The sequence below is a fragment of the Micromonospora sp. H61 genome, from assembly GCF_018070325.1.
Taxonomy (GTDB): domain Bacteria; phylum Actinomycetota; class Actinomycetes; order Mycobacteriales; family Micromonosporaceae; genus Micromonospora; species Micromonospora salmantinae.
This window is the reverse complement of sequence record NZ_JAGPXY010000015.1, coordinates 39,032-61,688: the sequence shown is the minus strand read 5'-3', so window position 1 is coordinate 61,688 and position 22,657 is coordinate 39,032. Positions and strand designations below refer to the sequence as shown.

Below are 22,657 nucleotides of genomic sequence, written 5' to 3'. Positions count from 1 at the left end.
CGCGGTGGACCCGGACCGCAGCATTCCAGCCAGCCGATCACAGACGCACACCTGGAGGCCACTGTGGCGACGAAGACGGCGACCGGTGGTCTCAGCCGAATCACCATCGTGGCTCCGCGTACCCGGATGGATCTGGCGCTGCCGTCGGACGTGCCGTTGGCCGACTTGCTCCCCACCCTGCTGCGCTACGCCGGTGAGGACATGGCCGACGAGGGCGCGCGGCACGGCGGATGGGCACTGTCCCGATTGGGCGGTGCGCCCCTCGACGGTGGTCGTACAGTGGCGCAGCTCAGCGTCCGCGACGGTGAAGTGCTCTACTTCAACCCCCGCTCCGACGCCGCACCGGAGATCGTCTTCGACGACGTGGTGGACGCGGTCGCCACCGCGACCAACCAGCGCCCCGGCGCCTGGCAGGTGGGCGCGACCCGCTCCTTCGCTGTGGTCTTCGCGGCGGCGGCGTTCGGCGCCGGCGCGCTGGCCGCCCTCTTCGCCGGTCCACCGCACCTGCCCGGCGCGCTGGCCGCGCTGCTGGTCGCGGTGGCGCTGCTGGTGGGCGCGGCGGTGCTGTCCAGGGCCGCCGGTGACAGTGGCATCGGCGCGGTGCTGGCCCTGGTCGCCCTGGTGCACGCGGCCACCGGCGGCCTGCTGCTGCTCGCCGGCGATCGATCGCTGAGCGACCTGGCCAGTCCGCATGTCCTGCTCGCGGCGACCGCCGCGGTGGTGGCCGGCGCGGTGGCCGTGCTGGCGGTCGGCGACCGGTACCCCCTCTTCTTCGCCGCGATCGGGGTCGCGGCCGCGACCGGCCTGGGCGCGGTGCTCTGCCTGGCCCTCGGCCTCGACGCGGCGGCCTCCGCCGCGGTGGTCGCGGCAGTCGCGTTCGGCGTGGTGCCGGCGCTGCCGATGATGGCCTACCGGCTGGCCCGGCTGCCGGTGCCGTCGATCCCGACCGGTCCGGAGGACCTGAAGACCGACAGCGAGTCGGTGGACGGCCGGCAGGTGCTCCAGCAGAGTGAGCGCGCCGACCAGTTCCTCACCGGTCTGTTGTGGACGGTGTCGCTGCTGGTGCTGGGCGCGCAACTCGTGCTGGCTCTGGACGGGCGCCTGCCCGCGGTGCTGCTGTGCCTGGTGCTGGCCCTGCTGGCGCTGCTGCGGGCCCGCCCCCTCCTGGGCCGGGCCCAGCGCACCCCGGTGCTGCTGGCCGGCACAGTGGGTCTGGGCCTGGCCGCCGCGACCACCTTCGCCGGTGGGTCGCTGCCGGTCCGGCTCGGCCTGATCCTGGGCGGTCTGGTGCTCGCCGCGGTGATCAGCCTGATCTACGGTCTGACCGTCGCCGGCAAGCGCATCTCGCCGGTCTGGGGCCGCCTGCTCGACATCGCCGAAATCCTGCTCATCATCTCGCTGGTGCCGCTCGCCTTCTGGGTCTGCGGCCTCTACGGCTGGATCGTCAACCTCCGACCCTGACCGTGGGCCGCCGCACCGGTCAGCGCTGTCGCGGACCGGTGGAGACGCCCAGCGCCGACGCGACCGGAGCGGTGGCGTAGACGCCCGGGGCATGCTGCCCGTCCATCGGCCGGGTGGACGCGCCCACCCGGCCGGCGACCTCGCGAACCACCTTGACCAGGGCCTCGACGTGGTTGTCCATCGCCGCCACCCGCAGCAGCGGTGCCGCCACCCGACCGTCCGACGAGACTGTCACGGCCACCGTGTGCGACGGCGCCGAGGTCGCGGTGATCGCGTCCACGAGCGGACCGAGCGGCGCGTCGAAGCGGCCCCGCAGGGCCATGCAGCGGTGCGTCCAGCCGCCGCCGCGCAACCCACGCCAACTCTCCGCCGGCGCCTCGGGCACCAGGTCCAGACCGGCGGCCGAGACGATGGCGGCCCGTAGCTCCTCCCGGCCCAACGGGCGATGTGCCAACCCCGCCGAGGTCAGCGCCTTGCCGAGCCGGCCGATCCCGGCCGCCACCGTCCGGTGTACGCCGGTCAACCCGCCGCCCCGGCTCACCGCCTCGACCCGGGCGTCCCGGACGGTGAGCCGCACCGCCACCCACACGGTCCGGTGGGCCGCCGGCGGCGCACCGGGCGCCGGGTACCAGACCAACGTGTGCGCGACGACCTGAGCCCGGGAGACCGGGGCGCTGAAGTCCGCGAGCACCCGCAGCGCGCGGTCCACAGCGGCGGCGTCGACGGAGCCGACCGCCGCACCGGTCGCGGACTGCAGGGCGACGGCGGCGAACCAGCCCTGGTCGTCACGCCCGATGCCGAGCCGGGTGCCTCGGTCGGTCAGCTCGATGACGCTCAGCTCAGGAGCGAGCGCAGCCAACCTCGGGTCGGTCGCCGTACCGCTGGCCAGCGCGGCCGACGCCCGCTCACCGCGTCGCCGCAACCGCTGGCGCAGCAGCAGGTCCTCGAACCACCAGCGGCCACCCCGACGGGCGAAGGCGGCCAGGACCACCAGCAGCGCCGCGGCAGCCGCCGCGGCGAGCACCCAGCTGGGTCCGGCCGTGGCGGCCCAGACGCCGACCACGCACAACTCGAGTACGACGAGCTGCCCGACCAGCACGGGGCCGACCCGCCCACGGCCGGGCCGCTCGGCCGGGGGCACCGGCCGGGTCGGAACGTCGACAGGGTCCGTGACCGCTCGGGCGGGTGGCGCCTGAACCTGCGTCATCGCTGACTGTCCCTCCTGCACGGTACGACTCTGCGCCGGGTCTCCTCCGGTGCCGGCCACGAGCGGTGGTCCCAAGGAACCACCGTCGGCCCCTTATCGTAGGGAAGCCCGCGACGGCACCCCGACCCTGATCGTCGCGGATCCACCCCGCCGGAGGTAAGTCATGCGGACCCGCCGCGATCAGGTGCAGGCGTACCGCTTCGTCACCCGCCGCATCGTCTCCGCCTTGCTGTCGGGCGACCCGGAGACCACCAACCTGCCGATGCGACGGCTCGGCATGGCTGTTTTCGGCAGTGTCCTCACCGCGGCCATCGTGCTCGGCGGAGTGGGCGCCTACGGCCAGTTGACCGGTGGCGCGGCGCCGCTGGACGACCAGACCCTGGTCATCGAACGGGAGACCGGCGCCACGTACGTGTTCATCGAGGGCAAACTGCACCCGACGCTCAACTACACCTCGGCGCGCCTCATCGTGAACGACGCGAGTGCCCAGGTGCGGACGATGTCTCAGGCGTCGCTGCGGGACCGGCCCCGTGGCGTCACCGTCGGCATCGTCGGGGCACCGGACGCCCTGCCGGACCGCAAGTCGCTGACCGGCCTGCCCTGGTCGGTCTGCGACGTGCCCGACCCGGTCGACCGGCAGCGGTCCAGCACCCGGCTGGTGATCGACCGGGCGCTGCCCGGCGGCACGCCGTTGGGTGACCGGGCGGTGCTGGTCTCGGTGAACGACCAGCGGTACCTGGTCACCAACAACACCCGACTCCAACTGCTCGACCCGTCCCGCACGATCACGGCGCTGCGGATGGCCGGCACCGAGCGACTCCAGGTCGGGCAGCAACTGCTCAACGCCGTGCCGGCCGGGCCACCGCTGCGCCGGCCGTCGCTGCCCGGTGAGGGCGAGCCCAGCAGTCGCACGGTGGCCGGGCAGAGGCACGACGTCGGTTCGGTGTTCAAGGCCGCCGGGCGGCACTACGTGCTGACCCGGGACGCTCTCGTCTCGATCAGTGAGATCACCGCTCTGCTGCTCGTCAGCAGCGGCGGTCGGATCACCGACATCACCCCGAACCAGGCAAGCGAGGCGTTCGAGGAGCGGCGGATCGAGGAGGAGGGGGTGCCCCCGACGATGCCCGCCCTCTACCCGGCCCAGCCCGGTCAGACCACGCTGTGCGCGACGTACCGCAAGGGCAGCGCTGGCGGCCCGCCGACCACCACCCTGGAGGTCTTCGACCGGGTGCCGAGCGAGTTGACCGACAGTGATCCGGGCCTGGTGCCGGTGCGCCAGACCAGGCGCGACGCCGTACGCACCGCCGAGGCGGTGCTGCTGCCCGGCGGCAAGGGTGTCATCGCGCAGGCGTCACCCGGTGCCGGGACCAGCGGGTCCGGGGCCGCCGGGTCGACGATCTACCTGATCAGCCCGCAGGGCATCCGGTATCCGCTCGGCTCGGCGGAGACACTGGACGTGCTCGGCTACGGCGGGATCACCCCGCTGGCGGTGCCCGGCTCCCTGCTCGCGCTGATCCCGACCGGGCCGACGCTGGACCGCGAGGACGCGTTCGCCGTCTTCACTGCCGACGGTCCGGCGCCGTCCGCACCACCGTCGGCCGCGCCGAGGTCGGGCTCACCATCCGCGGCGCCGCCCTCGGGCGCGCCGTCCGCAACGCCACCGTCGGGATCGTCGTCCGCGGCGCCACCGTCGGGGTCGACACCGTCGAGCGGCGGGACCGGCGGGGGGTCCACGGAATCGACCGGCGCCGACGGCTGAGCAGCTTCGACGGGTCGCCCGGAGTCGCACCGGTGGACTAACCTGGATGCCGCTGACGGTTGTCAACCAGAACGACGGGGATGTTGCCATGGCCGGGCGTACGGAAGTCGATCTGTTGTCCCTTGAGGACTTCCACGAGCACCTGGCGTCGCGGTTGAGCCAGGCCGAGTCGGTGCTGCGCAAGCTCAACACCGAGATGCAGTGCAGTCCTCCGGCGCTGGGCTCGTTCTTCGACGCCACCGACAAGGCGCGTCGCTACAGCGAGGTGCACCAGTCCTATGTCGACCAGGCCGAACGGATCCGGCAGGCGGTGCTGGCGGCGCAGCAGGCAACCAGCACGATCCTGAGCAACTACCGCACCGCCGAGGCGCGTAACGCGGCCAACGCCGACGATGTCACCGCCGCGCTGACCCCGGTCGACCGGGCGTTTCAGCCGAAGGAGGACGGGCGTGTCTGAATACACCCAGCGCTACCAGGGCAACAGCCACCAGCAGCTGTACGACGGCCTGATGGCGGGCAAGCCGGAGCAGATCGAGGGCGTGGCCACCCAGTGGGCCGAGCTCAAGGGCATCCTCGACGGCCTCGGCCGGGATCTGAGCGGCGACCTCGACAAGCTGAGCAACACGTGGACGGGTTCGGCCGGTCGGGAGTTCCATCGGCGACTCAGCCTGATCGTCGCCCACACCGACGCGTTGGGCGAAGGGATGGCCGGCATCAAGCAGGGGTTGACCATGATGGCCGACCATCTGCGCGCCGCCCACAAGCAGGCCGAGAGCCCGGAGGAGACCGACGACAACGACAAGGCGATCGGCGGTGCGATCAAGGGTGGCGCGGTCTTCGGTCTGACCGGTCTGATCGTCGGGGGCATCGCGGGTCACCAGCAGGACAAGGCAGAGCAGGAGAAGGCCCACCAGCGGATGGTGAACCTGGTGGCCGGCCTGGCCAACAGTTACGAGATCTCGGCCTACGACCGGGTGGTCGAACCGCCCCCGCCCGACCCGGATACTCCGACCACCGCCCGCAAGGATCCGACGACGCCACAGAGTGTCTCGGCCATCGCCAGGGTGTCCGGCGGCCCCACCACCGGCGCTGACACCGCGCGCACCGGCGACGCGACCATCTCGTCGCCCGACCGCGTTGCCCAACTGCCGGGCGACGGTTCGACTCCGGGTGAGGTCGGCTCGGGCAGCGGTGGCAGCCCGGCTGTCGGCGCCGCGCCGATCGGCGCTGGCAGCGACCTCGGTGACCGCGGCACCTCCCTCGCCGGAGCCGACCCAATGGTCGGCGGCGCGCTGCTCGGCGGTGGTGCCGCCGGGCTGGTCGGGCTGTCCGGGCCGGCCGGCGCACCCGCTGCGGCGAGCACCGGTCCCGGCCTGCTCTACGGAGCACAGGGCGGGTCACCGGCCGGCGGGGTGTTGCGCAGCGGCGCGCTCGCGGGCTCGGGCAACGCGCCCCCCGCCTCGGCTCGACCGACCGGCGGTGGTGCGGCCCCGGCGGAGACCCGCGCCGCCAACGGGGTCGGGCGCAGCATCGACGGCCAGCGCGGTGGAAGCGGCGGACGCCCGGCCATGACCGGCGGCGGCCGGCCCGGCGTGCTCGGCGGGCAGGGTCGAGCGCAGGACGACGACTCCGACGAGCGGCTGACCTGGTTGACCGAGGACGAGATGGTGTGGCAGGGCGACGACAAGGCCGCACCTCCGGTGCTCGGCACCGGCGACTGATCACGGCTACCGCCGGCACGCACGCACCACCACCGGCGGAGCCACCAGGACGATGTGCGGTGCCCCCGATCGGACCCGATCCGATCGGGGGCACCGCCGTTCCAGGCCCTGGTCGGCGGCGTCCACAGTGCACATGGTGGTGGCGGTCACGCCCGCGCCGGACGTCGCCGTGCTGCGGTGGGCAGGAACGGGCGATAGGTTGGTCGGGTGTCATCCGCAGCGTTCGTCCGCCCAGCCAGGTGGGCTGTGCTGCGGTCACTGCGGGAACTGACCCGTCTGGCGGTCACCGCGCTGGTGCTCGCGGTCGGCCTCGGTGCCGCTCTCGCCGCGACCCCACCGCCCGTCCCCACGCAACTGCGGCCCAGTGCCGTGAGCAGCCGGGTGGCAAGTGTCCGCCCCGACGCCGGCCCGGCCATCGAGTGGGCCGGAAAGCCCGCTGTCGCCCCGCCGGCTGGCACGCGCGAAACCGCCACGGCTGATACCGCCACGGCGAACAGTCCGGTCGCGGCGGGCCCGGTGCACGTCCCGGCCATCGATCCCGGCCGTGGCTCTCCTGCACGACGCGGCCCACCCGCCCGCTGAGCCCGGCCCGGCGATCCCCGGGGCCCGATCCCGGCTGATCCTCCCGCACGGCACCTGAGTTTGCCGTCGACGGGATCATCCGGCCACCGGGCCGACCGGTGCTGCCGCGCCTTCCTGCCGCCCGTCGATACCCGCCTTCGACCGCGAGGTGCTGATCATGCAAACCATCCTCTCCGCCGTCCTGCCAGACCTTTCCCGGGCCGCCGTCATCTGGCTGAGCCTGCTCGGGGTGGTAGCCGTCGCTGTCTCCGCTCTCCTGCTGCGGCCCGGCCGGCTCCGCTTCGACCCGGGCTCCCGGATCCGCCGCGCCGCCATGCCGAGCCAACTTGAGCAGGCGCAGGAGGAGCGGGAGCAGAGCCGCTACGCGCAGGAGGTAGCGGTGGCCGCGGAGCGGGCGACCACCACAGTGCGGCGCCGCCGGGCGGAGTGGGTGGCCGCGCAGGAGGCGGTCGAGGCGGCCTGGCTGGCGTACGAGGCGGCCGAGGCTGGCGTACGGCGGCTCGACGCGGCAGCCGCGATGCCGCTGCCGCACACCGCACGCACCCCCGCCGAGTACGCGGACCGCGAGCGCTACCTGCACCGGGCGGCGCTGGATGCGTACTGGCGTCGGGAGCTGTCGGTGGAGCAGCTCAGCGACGTCTTCGCGCACCGCGACGGCTGGGACCCGCGACTGCACCCGGTCGAGCAGGAGCTGGTGCTCCAGCGGGCGATCCGGGACAACCTGGCGGCCCGGCACGCCGCAGCCCGCGAGCGGGAGCAGACCGCGTGGCGGGCGGCGGAGTTGGCGGTGGCCGCGGCTCGCAGTCTGCGCGAGGAGGCGCACGCCGCGACCGGAAGACGGGTCGCCGAGTCCGCGTCGGTGCTGCCGCTGAGCGAGGTTGCCCGACCGGTGGGCGCGCAGCCCCGGGAGAACGTCGAGCAGACCCGGGAGAACAAGGTGACCGCGCGCGGGCGGGCGACGGTGCCCGCGTTCTGAGCCGCGCGGGCCCGGGTGGGTTAGCGTGACGGCATGTCCCGACAGGCGTGGGTCCTCGTGGTGATCGCCAGCATCCTGGCGCTCGCCACACTGGTCGGTGCCGTGGTGCTGGCGGTGCGGGTGGTGCGTACCCGGCGGCTGCTGACCGGGCTGGGCGCGGGCGGCAAGGTCGCCTTCTACGGGGCGCTGATCTACACGATCTTCCCGGTCGACGTGCTGCCGGACCCGATCTACCTGGATGACATGGGGGTCCTGGCCGCCGCGCTGCTCTACCTGACCCGGCTGGTGCACCAACGTCGGGCGGCGGGTCGCCAGCTGCCCGGTCAGCCGGACGCCCCGCCGGATCGGGGCCAGGTGCGCCGCCGCGTGCCATGATCGGGGTCGGTTCGGCGGACAGGGGACGGGCATGACGGGCGATCATCGGTTTGACCTGCACGATGAGCGGGTTGTCGCCTTCTGCGCCGAACGGCACCTGGCGACGCTGACCACCCTTCGGGCGGACGGCACCCCGCACGTCGTACCGGTCGGGGTGACTCTGGACCCGGCGGCCGGCCTGGCCCGCGTCATCACCTCCGGCGCCTCCCGAAAGGCCCGTCAGGTGGCGGCGGCCGGCGCGGCGGGCGCGGCGGTGGCCGTCTGCCACGTGGATGGCCGCCGCTGGTTGACCATCGAGGGTCGCGCGGTGCTGCGGTCAGATCCGGCCGCCGTGGCGGAGGCGGAGCGGCGGTACGCCGAGCGGTATCGGACACCCCGCCCGAATCCGGAGCGGGTGGTCATCGAGATCACCGTGACCAGGCTGTTGGGCAGCCTCTGAGCTGACAGTGTGTCCCCGATGACCGGTTCGGGTCGGGCAGGGATGCCGCGCGACGCCGGTGCGCGCAGCCGGCGGAATTCTCCGTGGAGCAGAGCGGTTACGCCCTCGGTACGCCCAGGGCCGAGACCACCGATGGTCGGCCCCCGTGTTGCGCCGAGCGCCATTCCCGGTGCTGCCGCCCTCCGCTGGCCGGAGGCGCCAACCCCCCGAACGGAGACTCGACCATGAACCCGATCGTCCAGAAGAGCGGTCTGTCCGTCGTCGGCCTGCTGGTCGCCGGCGGTTGCGCCCTCGGCCCGGCGGTGGCCGCGCAGGCCGCCCCGGCTCAGGCCGCCCCGGCCTCGTCGAGCCAGACCGACCGGCACGCCGAGCGGATCCTCGGCGTCGACTACCAGGCCCAGCCGAACTTCTACTACTGCGGCCCGGCGGCGACCCGGATCGCGTTGTCCGCCCAGGGCAAGGCACTCTCCCAGGACGAGGTGGCCCGGCTGCTCGGCACCACCGAGGCGGGTACCCCCTCGGCACTGGACACCACCCGGGTGCTGAACGAGTTGACCGGTGGCAAGTACCGGACCACCGAGATCCGTGATTCGGTGGCCCGTCCCGACCAGGTCGAGCAGCTGCGCCGTGACGTGCTGGCCGCTGTGGACGCCGGTCGCCCGGTGGTGGCCAACATCAAGGGCACGACAGTGGACACCGACGGCAACCCGCACTCGTACGAGGGTGGCCACTACCTGACCCTCGTCGGCTACCGCGACGGTGGTGACATGATCCGGGTCGCCGACCCGGCCGACCCGGCGTTGGGTGAGTACTGGATGAGCCTGCCGAAGGTCGCCAACTGGATCGCCGAGCGCGGCTACTCCTCCTGAGCATGACGGTTCACCGGGCCGGCCTCTCCCGTGCGGGGAGGCCGGCCCGTCCGTCGTCACGGGCCCGGGCGGCGAGGTGCGCGCGTCGACGGGCTCGGGCGGCCCGCGTCGGTCGGGCCCGGTGCAGTTGTCGGCGGAGCGGCGGGTGGATCTCCGCCTCGCCGGCTCCGGCCGCCCGGCGCACGATGCGGTTGGCGTCCTCGGGTTCGGAACCGGCGGCCCGGAGCAGGTCGCTGGCCGCGGTACGCAGTCCGGTGACGAGGGATTCGCCGAACGGCTTGACGCCGGTCGCGGAGGCCCGCCCGGCCAACTCTGCGCACTCCTCGATCAACTGGCGGGTGCGTCGGGGGTCGTCACCGACCCTGCACTCCACCCGCATCTCCGCCACCGCCTGACCCAACCGGGCCATCGCATCCGGCAGCTCCGGCGGAATCGGCTCGTCGTACTGCAACGCGGTGGTCGACCAGCGGGCCATGGCGCGGGTGTCCAGCAGCAGCCGCTCCAGGTGACCCGCGCTGCGGGCGTAACGGTGGTACTGCTGCCGACGGTGCCAGCGCACCGGGGCGATCGTCACCACCTCCTCGGCGCCGCTGAGCGCATCGTGCAACCGGCCCAGGTCGTCGTCGGTGCCGCGGAGCCGCTCCAGGACGCCCAGGGTCCCGGCGCCGTCACGCTCGCGCAGCGCCCGCGCCAGCTCGGCGAGCTGCTCACAGAGGATCGTGAAGATCGGTGCCGCGGCGCGGTCCAGCACCCGCATCGGGTTGATCGGCAACAGGAGCGCGACCACCACCAGGCCGACCGCCCCACCGACGAGCGCGTCGAAGATCCGGGGCACCTCCAGGCCATGCTCCATTGGGGCCAGCGTGGCGATCAGCACGGCGGTACCGCCGGCCTGACCGACAAGCGGACCGCCCTTCCCCGCCACCAGCAACGCGGCGGCGATGGCCAGCGCGACCACCACGCCCGTCTGCCACGGGCCCGAGCCGAGCAGGAATCGCAGCGTGTCCCCGATGACGATGCCCAGGGCCACGCCGCCCAACAGCTCGAAGGTCCGGCGGGCCCGCTGCCCGATGGCGGTGGCGATCGTACCGACGGCGGCGGCGGGAGCGAAGACGTGCGATCCGGGGCCGAGCAGGTTCTTGGCGAGCAGGGCGGCGATGGCCGCGGCCAGCCCGGCCTGGATGGAGATCACCAGGGTGACCTCCCACTGCCGGGCCCGGACCCGGCCGGCCTGCCCACCACGGTGCCGCACCCGCCGGACCGTCCGCTCGGCGGTCTCGTCGAACCGCGACTGATCGCGGTCGGCGGTTGGGCGGTCGTCGGCCATGGAGGCGGTTACCCCGGCGGCGGCAGGGCAATCGCGGCGGCCGGGCACCACCGCCACCGCGAGCACCATCGACACCGTCGGACGCATCGTCAACCGTAGGTTGGCGCAGCCCCGTGGGGGTACCAGAGCCACACACCTCCCACCGATCCGCAACCGGTAAGGGGCCGTGACATGACCAATCCATCGACCACCGACGACCACGATGCCGTCGACGTCCTGGTCTCCGATCATCGTGAGATCGAGGCGGTGCTCGTCGAGTTGGGGACCCGACAGGGCACCCCCGAGCACCGCCGGCGCCTCGCCGACGTGGTGATCGCCGAACTCGTCCGCCACTCGGCGGCCGAGGAGGCGTACGTGTATCCGGTCGCCCGGAAGGTGCTGCCCGACGGCAACGAGATCGCCGACCGGGAGATCGCGGAGCACGCTGACGCCGAGCGGACCATGAAGGAGTTGGAGTCCGTCGACCCGTCCGACCCCCGCTTCGACGAGCTGCTCGCCCAACTGACCAGCACCGTCCGACTCCACGTGGCGGACGAGGAGAAGGAGCTCTTTCCCCGGCTGCGCGCCGCGACGGCCCGCGAGGAGCTGGTCGAGATCGCTGCCCGGGTGACGGCGATCAAGGAGATCGGGCCGACCCGGCCACATCCCGGGAGCCCGGAGCGCCCGCCGGCGAACAAGCTGCTCGCCCCCGGCCTCGGTCTGGTCGACCGGTTGCGCGACGCGTTGAGCGGCCGGCTCACGTCGATGGACGAGCTACGCGACAAGCAACAGCGCTGACCCCCGCGTCACCCGGACCCGGCACTCCCGGGTCGCCGACGGCTCGGCGGCCCGGGAGGAGCGCGGCGGGTCAGCGGACCTGGTCGCCCTCACCGGTGCGCGCCTGGGCCTGGTCCACGCCCTTGTCGATCTGATCGCCGTACTTGCCGCCGGTGCGCTTGTCGGCCATGTCGCCGGCCTTCTCCGCACCCTGGTCGACCTGCTTGTCATGCTTGTCCGTGAAGTCCTTGGCCTTGTCCATGAAGTCACCCACGGCGTTCCTCCTCAGTCCGGTCCGTCCCCTTCGCGTTCCCTCGGCCGGACCACGCAAACGCCGCCGCTCCGGACGTGATTCGCGAACACCCACCCACGTCACTCCGGCCGACATACGATCCGCGCGGGCGACGGCCAGCGATTCGGGTGTCGGGGCACGACTGACCGGGTACCGACCTCGTCGACATCGAGGAGGACCGACATGCCCGCAGAGGAACCCGGACCGACAGGCGGCCCCGGGCCGCGCCAGACCTGGGCGGCGCTGCCGTGGCTGGTCCGGACCGCTGTGTTGTGGAGCGCCTGCCTGGTGGTGATCGCCGCGGGGCTCTACCTGCTCGGCCGGATCGCCGTGCTGTTGGCGCCGCTGGCCATCGCGCTGGCCGCCACCATCTTCCTCACCGCGCTGCTCGATCCGGTCCTGCTGCTGCTGCGCCGGTTGCGCCTGCCGGCGGCGCTGGCAGCGCTCTGCACGGTACTGCTGCTGCTCGGCATCCTGGTCGGCGTCGGCGCCCTGGTGTGGAACCTGACCGCCAGCCAGTTCGATCAGCTCAGCCAGGAGTTGACGCAGGGGGTCGAACGCAGCCGGGACTTCGTGACGTCCACCCTGCCGGTCAGCGAGGCACAGCTGGACCGGCTGGTCGACCAGGCCCGGGAGGGGCTCAGTGGCACCTCACCGGACCCGGTGGCCGGCGCCCGGACCGCCACCGAGGTCTTCGGCTCCGCGCTGCTGGCTCTGGTGCTGCTCTTCTTCCTGCTCAAGGACGGCCGGTCCATGTGGCACTGGGTGCTGTCCCGGGTGTCCGGCCCGAACCAACCCGTGCTGGCCGAGGCCGGCCGGGCCGGTTGGCAGACGTTGGGTGCGTACAGCCGGGGCACCATGCTCATCGCCGCGATCGACGCGCTGGGCATCGGGCTTGCTCTCGTGGTGCTGCGGGTGCCACTCGCCCTGCCGCTGGCGTTGATCACGTTCCTCGGCGGGTTCGTGCCGATCATCGGGGCGACGGTGGCCGGTGCGGTGGCGGTGCTGGTGGCGCTGGCCGCGAACGGTCCCACCACCGCGCTGCTCACCCTCGCGGCGGTGATCGCCGTGCAGCAGATCGAGGGCAACCTGTTGGAGCCGCTGGTCATGAAGCGGCAGGTCCGACTGCATCCGGCGGTGATCCTGGTGGCGGTCACCGCGGGCACGTTGATCGCGGGCATCGCTGGCGCCTTCGTCAGCGTCCCGATCACCGCGGTCCTCTGGCGCGTCATCGACACCGTCCAACAACGCCGCTCGACCTCGGCTCTCCTGCCCTCGGACTGATCACCGACCGAGGTGCGTGGTGAACCAGGTGCCAGCCTGATCGGCGACCTGCTCAAGGGTGCCGGGCTCCTCGAAGAGATGGGTGGCGCCGGGGATCACCCGCAGCTCGCCGACCTCCCCCAACTCGGCCAGCGCCCGCTCGTTGAGCGTGATCACCTCTTCGTCGAGCCCGCCGACCAGGAGCAACGTCGGGGTACGCACCTGGGCCAGCGCGTTCCCGGCCAGGTCCGGCCGACCACCCCGGCTGACCACGGCGGCCACCCGATCGGCGCGGGACGACGCCGCGACCAGAGCAGCGGCAGCACCCGTGCTGGCCCCGAAAAGACCGATCGGCACATCGCCGGCGGGACGCTCGACGGCCAGCCAGTCGACGATCCCGGCCAGTCGGCTGGCCAGCAGCCCGATGTCGAAGCGCAGTTCGGCTGTTCGCGCGTCCACCTCGTCCTCGGCCGGGGTGAGCAGGTCCGCCAGGACCGTGCCGAGCCCACGGCCGTTCAGCGTCCGGGCCACCGCCACGTTGCGCGGGCTGTGCCGGGAACTGCCGCTGCCGTGCGCGAACAGCACCACGCCGACCGGCTGGGCGGGCAGCGTCAGGTCGGCGGAGAGTTGAGCGTCCCCGATCGGAATGGTCACGCTGCGCTGCTCGTCCATGCCCCCACCTCCGCGTACTCGCCGGTGGTCCGGGTACCCCGCCCGCCGCCGGGCACGCCCGCCGCGACGACGTCACCCCGGGCCGTGGGCCCGCCGCCGGGCCGCGTTTGCCCGCTGGGGCGTCGGGTACGCGACGAGCGACCGCAGACCGTGTCGGCGCAGCCGCGCCCCGACGGATCGCGAGGATCGCCATGGCCAAGCAGCAGATTTCCCGGCAGCAGCAGCTGACCGAGCGAACCCAGCGTGAACAGGACGCCGAGCGTAACCAGGACGTCGGGGACCAGGATTTCGGAGACCAGGCCGCTTCGGCCCGGCTGCCCGACGACCCGAAGGCGGCGGCGCCCCGGGACGCCATCGGGCGTCCGTCGACCGGCGAGCCGGTCTGAACAACCTTGGCCGGCGAGCCGGTCTGAGCAACAGCGCGGGCGGGCGGGGCGGGAGTCTTCCCGCCCCGCCCCGCCCGTCACTGTTCGCGTTCGGGCAACCGCAGCAGCGGAGACCGGCCCGGTGGCTGCTCGGGCGGCGGGCCGGACGGTTCGGCCGGCGGCACCGGCACCGTCACCGGCTCGTCGCAGGTCACCCGCAGCATCTGGTCGTGGTGGCGCAACTCCACCGCGTCGTCCGGACCGCCGTGGCGCAGCGAGTACGTCGTCTGGTGCGGCCGGACATCCACCCGCAGCGCCAACCCCCGCCACTGGAGTGAGAACTCCAACCGGCTGAGTCGGCTGGAGAGCCGGGGGGCGAAGGACAGCTGGCCGTCGTGGTCCCGTAGACCGCCGAACCCGCCGACCAGTGCGAGCCACGCGCCGGCCAACGACGCCATGTGTACGCCGTCGCGGGTGTTCTCGTTGAGGTCGTGCAAGTCCATCAGCGCGGCCTCACGCAGGTAGGTGTGCGCGAGTTCGGGGTGGCCCACCTCGGCGGCGAGCACGGACTGGGTGCACGCCGACAATGACGAGTCACGGACGGTGCGGCGCTCGTAGTAGAGGAAGTTGCGTACCTTCTCCTCTGGGGTGAAGGCGTCCCCCCGCCAGTGCATGGCGAGGACGAGGTCGGCCTGTTTCACCACCTGCTTGCGGTACAGCTCGAAGTACGGGTAGTGCAGCAGCAACGGGTACTTTTCCGCCGGTGTGTGCGTGAAGTCCCATTCCTGGAGCCGGGTGAAGTCCTCCACCTGCTGGTGGACCTCGAGCTCCTCGTCGTACGGGATGTGCATGGAGGCGGCGGCGTCCCGCCAGCTCGCGGCCTCCTCGTCGGTGACGCCGAGGTGGAACGCCTCGTCCCGGTAGCGCATGACCACGTCGGCGGCGGCGAGCAGGTTCCGCTGCGCCATCAGGTTGGTGTAGACGTTGTCGTTCTTCACTGCGGTGTACTCGTCCGGGCCGGTGACACCATCGATGTGGAACTGCCCGTGCCGGTCGTGGTGGCCGATCGAGCGCCACAGCCGGGCGGTCTCCACCAGCAGCTCCAGCCCGATCTCCCGTTCCAACTGGGTGTCCCCGGTGACCATCACGTAGCGGCGCACGGCGTCGGCGATGTCGGCGGCGATGTGGAAGGCTGCCGTCCCGGCCGGCCAGTAACCGGATGATTCCGGGCCTTCGATGGTCCGCCAGGGGAAGGCGGCGCCCCGGAGGCTGAGCGTCTCGGCGCGTTCCCGCGCCGAGTCCAGCGTGCTGTGTCGCCACTGCAACGCGCTGCGCACCGCGCTCGGCTGGGTGTACGTGAGCACCGGCAGGACGAACATCTCGGTGTCCCAGAAGGCGTGACCGTCGTAACCGGGGCCGGTCAGCCCTTTCGCCGAGATCGGCCGCTGCTCGGCCCGCGCGCCGGCCTGCAACACGTGGAAGAGCCCGAACCGGACCGCCTGCTGCACCTCCGGGTCGCCCTCGACCAGCACGTCGGAGGCGTCCCAGAAGGCGTCGAGGTAGTTGCGCTGCTCCCGGTGCAGCCCGTCCCATCCGTCGAGCCGGGCACCGGCCAGTGCCGCGCCGACCTGGTCGCGCAGCGCCGGCAGGGACCGGCGACTCGACCAGCTGTACGTCAGGTACTTGATCACCCGCAGCTTCTCGCCGGGCTGGAGTACGCAGGCGATGGTGGTACGTACCCAGTCCTGGTATCCCTCGGACTCGATCGTGGTGTGGTCCGGGCCGTGCACCTCGTGCTCCATGGCTGCGGCGACCCGCAGACCGGAGACCTTGGTGCGGTGGATCAACTGGCCGCCGTCGGGGGTGGTCAGCTCCTCCTCGGCCTGGAGCGGCGACTCCAGCACCGCCGCGACCCGGGGGTCCTTGCTCTGCGCGGGCAGTGACTCGTTCGCCACCAACTCGGACTGCACGATCAGCCGCAGCGGGCCGTCGACGGCCTCCACCTCGTAGCTGATGGCGGCCACGGACCGCTGGGTGAACGAGACGAGACGGGTGCTGCGGACCTTTACCTCCCGACCGGCGGGCGAGCGCCAGTGCAGCTCCCGGTGCAGCGTGCCGGCCCGCAGGTCGAGGATCCGCTCGTGGGCGATCAGCTCGCCGTAACGCACGTCGAGCGGTTCGTCGTCGACCAGCAGCCGGATCAGTTTGCCGTTGGTGACGTTGACGATGGTCTGCCCGGACTCGGGGAAGCCGTAGCCCGCCTCCGCGTACGGCAACGGACGCAGTTCGTAGAACGAGTTGAGGTAGGTGCCGGGCAGGCCGTGCGGTTCGCCCTCGTCGAGGTTGCCCCGCAGGCCGACGTGCCCGTTGGAGAGCGCGAAGACCGACTCCGACTGGGCCAGCACGTCCATGTCCAGCCGGGTCTCCCGGACGTGCCACGGCTCTACCGGATAGGCGCGCTCCCGAATCATCCGGAGCCTCGTTCGGCAGCGAGCGGGTCGGTCGCGGTGCGGTGCGGCACCGGCGGGTCCGCGCGGTCGAGAAGGTCGGCGAGGTCCGTCACCACGATGTCGGCGCCGTGGGCGAGCAACTCGTCGGCCTGCCCGACGCGGTCGACGCCGACCACGTAGCCGAAGCCGCCGGCGCGGCCGGCCGCCACCCCGGAGAGCGCGTCCTCGAAGACGGCAGCCTGTGTCGGGTCGACGCCGAGCACTCTGGCCCCGGCGAGGAACGTGTCGGGGTGTGGTTTGCCGCGCAGCCCCTGCGCACGGGCGACCAGCCCGTCCACCCGAGCCTCCAGCAGCGGCTCGAACCCGGCGACGGCGATCACCTCACCCCCGTTCGCGCTGGCGGTGACCACGGCTCGGCGGAGCCCGGCGGCGGTCGCCGCCTTCAGATACCGCACCGAGCCCGGGTAGACCTCGACGCCGGCGGTACGCAGACGGTGCAGCAGCAGGACGTTCTTGCGGTTGCCCAGGCCGTTGACGGTCTCCGCCTCCGGCGGGTCGTCCGGGCTGCCCTCGGGAAGCACGATGCCGCGGGAGGCGAGGAACGACCGGACACCGTCGGCCCGGGGGCGGCCGTCGACATAGCGGTTGTAGTCCGGGCCCGGGTCGAACGGTTGGAACGGTTCGCCGGAGGCCGTGGCGCGCTGGCGGAGAAATTCATCGAACGTCTGCGTCCAGGCGGCGTTGTGTACGCGGGCGGTCTGCGTCAGCACACCGTCCAGATCGAAGAGACAGGCGGTCACGTGAGCAGGTAGGCCCAGCACGGTACGAATCTATCCACCCTGCTGGGCCGGCAAACCCGTTTCGGCCGCCCTGGGGCGTTTCAGTTCGGTCGCAGCGTCCAGATCACCGTCATCTCCGAGGTCGGCTTGCCGTCCTCGGTGGCGATCTGGACCGCGACGGGGAATTCCGGGCGTCGACCGGCGGCCAGTTCCTCGGCCACCTCGGCGGCCGGCCGGCCGAGTCGCGCGGTGGCCAGCACCGGACCCATGGCGAGTTTCCGGTAGGCGATCTCAGCCCGGACGGCCAACGGCACAGCCCGGTCGAGCAGCTGCCCGAAGGCGGCCAGCACGACTGCGCCGGAGGCCGTCTCGCCGAGGGTGAACATGGCGCCGGCGTGCGGGCCCCCGATGTGGTTGTGGGTGGCCGGCGAGTCGGGCAGCCGGACGACTGCCCGTACGCCGCCCTCCGCCTCGGGTGCCACCTCGACGAACTCGATACCGAGCGTACGAGCGAACGGCACCGCTTCCAGCATGCCGGCCGCCACCTGGCGGGAGTCGATAGTCATGGCCTGACGTTACTAACCGGTAACCAGGCCGGCAACCAGCGAATTCGCCGTCAGGGCACGGTCAGAGGTTGCCGATGATGCGCAGGATCTCCGCATAGAAGTTGCCGTCGATGCTGCGGAAGAACGAGAAATCCTGCCCCGGGTCGCCAAAGAACGGCCGCAACGTCCAAGCCAGCTGGGTGCCGACAAAACCGAAGAGCAGGATCCAGATGTAGAGCAGGGTCATGCTGGCCGGCCGCTGCGTCGGCTCCCCGCGTCGGGCCGTACGGCCGTCCCACGGGCGTTGCGCCACGTAGCCGGGCGGCAACGAGGCACCGGCCGGCTGCCCGGCCCACTGCGCCGGAACCTGGGCCGGGGCCGTCGCGGTGGCCACGGCACCGTTCGCGGTCGACTCGGCCACGGCGGCCCCGGCCGGCACGGCGACCGGCTCGGCGCTCTGGCCGGCGACCGGCGCGGCAACCGGCGTCGGCCCGGCAGGCACCGCGGCCGGCACGGCCTGGACCGGCGCCGGTGCGCCGGCCCGCTCGTCGACAGTGGCGTTGGCAGCCTCGGGCGCGAGCAGGCCATGGTCGTTGAGCACCTGCATCCCGCTGGTCAGGAAGCGCAACCCGACCAGCGCCGACAGGGTCAGGATCGACACGTTGAGCAGCTTGAAGAACCCGTAGTCGTTGGCGGTGATCAGGAAGAAGAGGCTGATCGGCGCGAACGCCACCGCGAGCATCGAGGTGACAGTGATCGCCACCATCACCAGCGCCAACGACTGCCGCACCGAGAGTCGAGCGCCGAACACCAGGTTGAACAGGTAGAGCGTGGGCAGGCAGATGACCAGGGTGACCAGGAACAGCAGCGGCAGCTTCAGCGCCGAGGTCAGCGCCATCAGCGGGCTGTGGAAGAAGCCCAGCACCGCCCCGTAGCAGGCCAACGCGATGGCGGAGCTGGTCAACATCCGCCCGGTGAGGGCGTTGAGGTCACGCTCGGCCACGATCTGCTGCCAGATGCTCTCGCGATCCCGCAGGATGCGCTCGATGACGAGCGGGCTGGGACGGTCACCCGACACGGGTGCACCCCTCTCGGTGGTCTTTCACAGTGGACTGGTGGGCAGACGGTAGGGCAGCGGGTGGCGGGACCGCCACCCCGTCCGGGCACGTCGTCAGCGCCAACCCACGTCGATCCGGTCGCCGCGCTCGTCGAAGAAGTGCAGCGCGTCCATCCGTACCGAGACGGCGAGCGGGTGACCGGCGCTGACCGCCGGGTACGGCGCCAGCCGCACCGCCAGCTCCGCCGGGCGGCGGTGGTGCCGGCCCGGATCGGGAAGCACGCTGGTCTGGACGCCACTGGGCGGTGCCTCCTGCGCCTCCACCGGCTTGCCGGTGAGCCGCTGCATCACCGAGCCGAAGCGGCGCAGGCCGCGCTGGCCGACCGGTGGCGGTTCGAGCGGGGCACCCATCTCGTCGACAACGATCGCTGTCGCGCCGATGTCGAGGAACGCCAACGACTCGTGCCCGTGGTGCTCCAGGTAACGGATCCGCCCACGCAGCACGTCGCCGGGGCTGTCCGGTGCGACCGGGGTGAGCGCCTCGGCCCGCATGCCGACCACGATCCGCTCACCGTGGTAGTGCGCCACCGCCCGACTGCGGATGTCGTTCCAGGGCAGGTAGAGCGACTGGTCACCGAGGTTGAGCGTGACGTACCGGTCGAGATGGACGTAGACCGACGCCTCCAGCAGGTTCATCCGTGGGCTGCCCAGGAACGCCGCCACGTAGAGCGTCGCCGGCCGGCCGTACACCTGGGTCGGTGTGCCCACGTCCTGGAGCACGCCGCGGCGCATGATGGCCACCCGGTCGGCCATGGTGAGCGCCTCGGCCTGGTCGTGCGTGACGTAGACGGTGGTGACGCCCAGCTCGCGGGTCAGGCCGGAGATCTCCGCGCGCAACTCGGCCCGCAGGCCGCTGTCCAGGTTGGACAGCGGCTCGTCCATCAGGAACAGGCCCGGCCGGCGGACGATCGCGCGCCCCATCGCCACCCGCTGCCGCTGCCCGCCGGAGAGCTGACCCGGCTTGCGGGCCAGCACGTCGCCGATGCCCAGCGCGCTCGCCACGTCGCTGACCCGCTCGCCCCGCGGCTCGGGCTCGACCCCGGCCAGCCGCAGCGGAAACGCGATGTTGTCGCCAACGGTCATGTGCGGGTAGAGGGCGAAGTCCTGGAAGACCATGGCGATCCTGCGGTCCCGTGGGGGCAGGTCGTTGGCCACCTCCCCGTCGAGCATGACCGCGCCGGTGGTCGGCTCCTCCAACCCGGCGATCATCCGCAGCACCGTCGACTTGCCGCACCCGGACGGCCCAAGCAGCACCATGAACTCGCCGTCGTTCACGTCCAAATTGATGCTGTCGACGGCCAGCGTGCCATCCCGGAAAACCTTGGTCACATCCTTGAGCGTGACGGTGCTCACCGTCTTCCCCCCCAGCGCGCGTCGGCCGAACCCCACAAGACTGTGACCAGGATCATGGGTTTGTAACATCGGGTAAACGTCTCATGTTCGATCGATGACGCTGCTATTACACGACAGAAGCCGCGATCAGCACCGCGTGGACCGCGCGCCCGGCTCCCCGAGGAACACCCGCCGCACCACCCGCTCCGCCGCGCGCCCGTCGTCCAACGTGCAGAACCGGGCCCGGAAATGCTCGCGGGCCTTGGTCGCCGCGTCCGAGCGCACCCCGCCGGTACGGAACAGGTCGAGCAGATCGCCGAAAGTGGAGGCTACCGCGCCCGGCGGTTCGGCGGTGACGTCGAAGTAGACCCCCCGAGCCAGCCGGTACGCCTCCCAGTCCGGGGTGTAGAGCACCATCGGCCGGTCCAACACGGCATAGTCGAACATGGCCGACGAGTAGTCGGTGACCAGCACGTCCGCCACCAGGTAGAGATCCTCCACCCGTTGATGGCCGCTGACGTCACGAACCCGCTCCCAGTCCCTCGGCTGGCCGGGGCGTCGATCACGGTCGTGGAAGTAGTGGCTGCGCATCAGCAACCGGCCCGAGTCACCCAACGCCTGGACGAACCGGTCCGGGTCGAACGGCGGACGGTAGCCGGGCAGGTGCTCGCGGTGCGTCGGGGCGTACAGGACGACAGGCTCGTCGGGGTCGAGGCCGAACTCCGCGCGGAGTCGGCGCACCTCGTCCGGGCTGGCGGTGACCAGGCGGTCGTTGCGCGGGTACCCCACCTCCAGCGTGGTGTACGTCGCCGGGTACGCCCGGTCCCACATCTGGGTGGAGAAGCTGTTGGCGCTGACGCTGTAGTCCCAGCGGTCCACCCGGCGCAACAGCCCGGCGAAGTCCATCCGGCCCGCGCCGATCGGGTAGCGCTGCTGATCCAGCCCCATCACCTTGACCGGCGTGCCGTGGTGGGTCTGCACGTGCACCTGTTCCGGTCGCTTGCGGACGAAGTCCGGAAAGTTGACGTTGTTGACCAGCCATCGGGCGCGGGCGAGCACCCGGTAGTACGCCGGCGTGCCGGCCACCACGTACTCCACTCCGGCCGGCACGGTCTCCACCCGGTCCCGGCGCACCACCCACACCCCGCGCACCCCCGGCGCCACCCGGCGGGCGACCTCGTAGATGGCCGCCGGGTTGCAGGAGTAACCCCGGTACCAGTACGCCGCGTACACCGCGAGAGTCGGGTCGACCGGCCGCCGCAACTCGGCCCGGTAGTACTCGCGCAGCAGACCGTCCCTGGTCAGCCGGGCACCGCGCCGGGCGACCGGGCCGACAGTGCGCCGTGCCGTGCGGGCCCGCCGGCGGGCGGCGTCACGGGCCCGGCTGGCGGCCCGCAACGCGCTGAAGGTGCGCCACCGGCCGGAGGCGACCAGCTTGTGCTTGATCCCCTCGACCCCGTCCGGTACCGGGTAGCCGCCGGCCGGCAGCCAGCGCTCGTAGTCCGCGGTGATCTGCGCGAAGAACGCCTCCCGCAACTCCGGCGCGATCCGCTGACCGTTGCCGAGCACTGTCAGGTAGTGCCAGATCATCCGTTCGAAGACCGCCGGTCGCAGGGCCTCCGTCGCCGACCCCCACGAATCCATCAGGTGGAAGACCCGGTGCCACTGCGGGAAGACCTCGAAGTGCCGGTCACCCCGGGTCCGGGTGATCGCGCCGGCGCGGCGCTGGCGGTAGTTGACGCAGACCCGGTCCAGTACGCCGATCCGGTGCGCGGCCATCAGCACCGGGTAGCTGAACGAGACGTCCTCGTACCAGCCGGGCGCGAAGCGCAGCCCCAGATCGGCGAGGAACTCCCGACGGACCAGCCGGTTCCACGCGGTGTGCAGCAGGTGCATCGCCTGCGGCCGGTCCCGCAGGCGGAAGGTGCCCGAGCCGGGCGACTCCGGAAACACCTCCGCCATGGCGCTGCGGGTGGCGGTGTCGTTCCAGTGGGTGCGGACGTGGTCGACCAGTAGGACGTCCGGGCGGGTGACCCGCAACCGTTCGGCGACCTCGGTCAGGCACTCCGGAGCCAGCCAGTCGTCGCCGTCGAGGAACCACACGTACTCGCCGACGGCCCGGTCCAGCCCGATGTTCCGGGCCGGACCGAGGCCGACGTTCTCCGACAGCCGGACCGAGTGGACCCGCTGGTCACGGGCCGCGTACTCGTCGATGATGTCGCCGCTGGCGTCCGGCGAGCAGTCGTCGACCGCGATCACCTCGATGTCGGTCTCCGGCTGACCGAGGATGGAGTCCAGGCACTCCCGCAGGTATCCCTGCACCCGGAAGGCCGGCACCACGAAGCTGATCAGAGTCATCCGGCCGCCCTC

22 protein-coding genes are annotated in these 22,657 nt (G+C 72.2%); 12 read left to right on the top strand and 10 right to left on the bottom strand.

Translation table 11 applies throughout. The features are described 5' to 3' along the window. Positions 1-63 precede the first annotated feature (63 nt). Positions 64-1,461: a type VII secretion integral membrane protein EccD gene (gene eccD, locus KBX08_RS10615; protein WP_210782862.1), complete on the top strand. Its 1,398-nt coding sequence runs from the start codon at positions 64-66 to the stop codon at positions 1,459-1,461. Positions 1,462-1,480: 19 nt separating this feature from the next. On the opposite strand, the gene KBX08_RS10610 is transcribed toward eccD, so the two are convergent. Further along, positions 1,481-2,668, bottom strand: coding sequence for a type VII secretion protein EccE (locus KBX08_RS10610; RefSeq protein WP_210782860.1), 1,188 nt, complete (start codon positions 2,666-2,668; stop codon positions 1,481-1,483). A gap of 163 nt (positions 2,669-2,831) precedes the next feature. On the opposite strand from KBX08_RS10610, the gene eccB reads away from it, so the two are divergent. From eccB to KBX08_RS10570, 8 genes are all read left to right on the top strand, one after another. After that, on the top strand, positions 2,832-4,427 hold the full coding sequence (gene eccB / locus KBX08_RS10605) for a type VII secretion protein EccB (RefSeq protein ID WP_210782857.1): 1,596 nt from the start codon (positions 2,832-2,834) through the stop codon (positions 4,425-4,427). Between the two features lie 46 nt (positions 4,428-4,473). Further along, positions 4,474-4,884: a hypothetical protein gene (locus KBX08_RS10600; RefSeq protein ID WP_238690716.1), complete on the top strand. Its 411-nt coding sequence runs from the start codon at positions 4,474-4,476 to the stop codon at positions 4,882-4,884. After that, the gene (locus tag KBX08_RS10595; RefSeq protein WP_210782855.1) at positions 4,877-6,148 is read left to right on the top strand and encodes a WXG100 family type VII secretion target; all 1,272 of its coding nucleotides are present in this window, start codon (positions 4,877-4,879) and stop codon (positions 6,146-6,148) included. Before KBX08_RS10600 ends, KBX08_RS10595 begins: the two co-directional genes overlap by 8 nt. Before the next feature lie 207 nt (positions 6,149-6,355). Continuing rightward, the gene (locus KBX08_RS10590) at positions 6,356-6,730 is read left to right on the top strand and encodes a hypothetical protein (RefSeq protein ID WP_210782853.1); all 375 of its coding nucleotides are present in this window, start codon (positions 6,356-6,358) and stop codon (positions 6,728-6,730) included. Positions 6,731-6,887: 157 nt separating this feature from the next. Next, positions 6,888-7,706, top strand: a complete 819-nt coding sequence (locus KBX08_RS34415; protein ID WP_210782851.1) for a hypothetical protein — start codon at positions 6,888-6,890, stop codon at positions 7,704-7,706. A gap of 33 nt (positions 7,707-7,739) precedes the next feature. Next, the gene (locus KBX08_RS10580) at positions 7,740-8,081 is read left to right on the top strand and encodes a YkvA family protein (RefSeq protein WP_124859157.1); all 342 of its coding nucleotides are present in this window, start codon (positions 7,740-7,742) and stop codon (positions 8,079-8,081) included. A gap of 31 nt (positions 8,082-8,112) precedes the next feature. Then, a complete protein-coding gene (locus KBX08_RS10575; RefSeq protein WP_210782850.1) occupies positions 8,113-8,520 on the top strand; it encodes a pyridoxamine 5'-phosphate oxidase family protein in 408 nt (135 codons plus the stop codon). Positions 8,521-8,744: 224 nt separating this feature from the next. Further along, on the top strand, positions 8,745-9,389 hold the full coding sequence (locus tag KBX08_RS10570; RefSeq protein ID WP_210782848.1) for a C39 family peptidase: 645 nt from the start codon (positions 8,745-8,747) through the stop codon (positions 9,387-9,389). Between the two features lie 10 nt (positions 9,390-9,399). On the opposite strand, the gene KBX08_RS10565 is transcribed toward KBX08_RS10570, so the two are convergent. Next, positions 9,400-10,803, bottom strand: a complete 1,404-nt coding sequence (locus tag KBX08_RS10565; RefSeq protein WP_247669201.1) for an FUSC family protein — start codon at positions 10,801-10,803, stop codon at positions 9,400-9,402. A gap of 84 nt (positions 10,804-10,887) precedes the next feature. Between KBX08_RS10565 and KBX08_RS10560 the strand changes: the two genes are divergently transcribed. Then, positions 10,888-11,493 carry a hemerythrin domain-containing protein gene (locus KBX08_RS10560; protein WP_210782846.1) on the top strand — a complete coding sequence of 202 codons (606 nt, stop codon included), beginning with the start codon at positions 10,888-10,890 and terminating at the stop codon, positions 11,491-11,493. Between the two features lie 70 nt (positions 11,494-11,563). On the opposite strand, the gene KBX08_RS10555 is transcribed toward KBX08_RS10560, so the two are convergent. Next, positions 11,564-11,734: an antitoxin gene (locus KBX08_RS10555; RefSeq protein ID WP_247669213.1), complete on the bottom strand. Its 171-nt coding sequence runs from the start codon at positions 11,732-11,734 to the stop codon at positions 11,564-11,566. Between the two features lie 213 nt (positions 11,735-11,947). Here KBX08_RS10555 and KBX08_RS10550 point away from each other — a divergent pair, with 213 nt between their 5' ends. Further along, positions 11,948-13,048, top strand: coding sequence for an AI-2E family transporter (locus KBX08_RS10550; protein ID WP_210782844.1), 1,101 nt, complete (start codon positions 11,948-11,950; stop codon positions 13,046-13,048). Here KBX08_RS10550 and KBX08_RS10545 read toward each other — a convergent pair whose 3' ends face one another. Further along, complete coding sequence (locus KBX08_RS10545) at positions 13,049-13,699, bottom strand: dienelactone hydrolase family protein (protein WP_210782842.1); 651 nt, start codon at positions 13,697-13,699, stop codon at positions 13,049-13,051. Positions 13,700-13,890: 191 nt separating this feature from the next. Between KBX08_RS10545 and KBX08_RS10540 the strand changes: the two genes are divergently transcribed. Next, a complete protein-coding gene (locus KBX08_RS10540) occupies positions 13,891-14,085 on the top strand; it encodes a hypothetical protein (protein ID WP_091395197.1) in 195 nt (64 codons plus the stop codon). A gap of 77 nt (positions 14,086-14,162) precedes the next feature. Here the strand turns inward: KBX08_RS10540 and KBX08_RS10535 are convergent, their stop codons facing one another. The 6 genes from KBX08_RS10535 to KBX08_RS10510 all read right to left on the bottom strand — a co-directional run bounded on the left by KBX08_RS10535 (position 14,163) and on the right by KBX08_RS10510 (position 22,645). Then, complete coding sequence (locus KBX08_RS10535) at positions 14,163-16,535, bottom strand: glycoside hydrolase family 65 protein (RefSeq protein WP_210782840.1); 2,373 nt, start codon at positions 16,533-16,535, stop codon at positions 14,163-14,165. Continuing rightward, positions 16,532-17,335, bottom strand: coding sequence for an HAD family phosphatase (locus tag KBX08_RS10530; protein ID WP_210782838.1), 804 nt, complete (start codon positions 17,333-17,335; stop codon positions 16,532-16,534). The genes KBX08_RS10535 and KBX08_RS10530 overlap by 4 nt, the downstream gene beginning before the upstream one ends. Before the next feature lie 59 nt (positions 17,336-17,394). Beyond that, complete coding sequence (locus KBX08_RS10525; protein ID WP_210782836.1) at positions 17,395-17,859, bottom strand: DUF4442 domain-containing protein; 465 nt, start codon at positions 17,857-17,859, stop codon at positions 17,395-17,397. Between the two features lie 61 nt (positions 17,860-17,920). Continuing rightward, positions 17,921-18,916, bottom strand: coding sequence for a hypothetical protein (locus KBX08_RS10520; protein ID WP_210782835.1), 996 nt, complete (start codon positions 18,914-18,916; stop codon positions 17,921-17,923). Positions 18,917-19,009: 93 nt separating this feature from the next. Then, positions 19,010-20,308 carry an ABC transporter ATP-binding protein gene (locus KBX08_RS10515; protein WP_210782833.1) on the bottom strand — a complete coding sequence of 433 codons (1,299 nt, stop codon included), beginning with the start codon at positions 20,306-20,308 and terminating at the stop codon, positions 19,010-19,012. 126 nt (positions 20,309-20,434) lie between these two features. Beyond that, entirely contained in the window at positions 20,435-22,645 is a 2,211-nt protein-coding gene (locus KBX08_RS10510) for a bifunctional glycosyltransferase family 2 protein/CDP-glycerol:glycerophosphate glycerophosphotransferase (protein ID WP_210782831.1), read from the bottom strand. Positions 22,646-22,657: the final 12 nt, after the last annotated feature.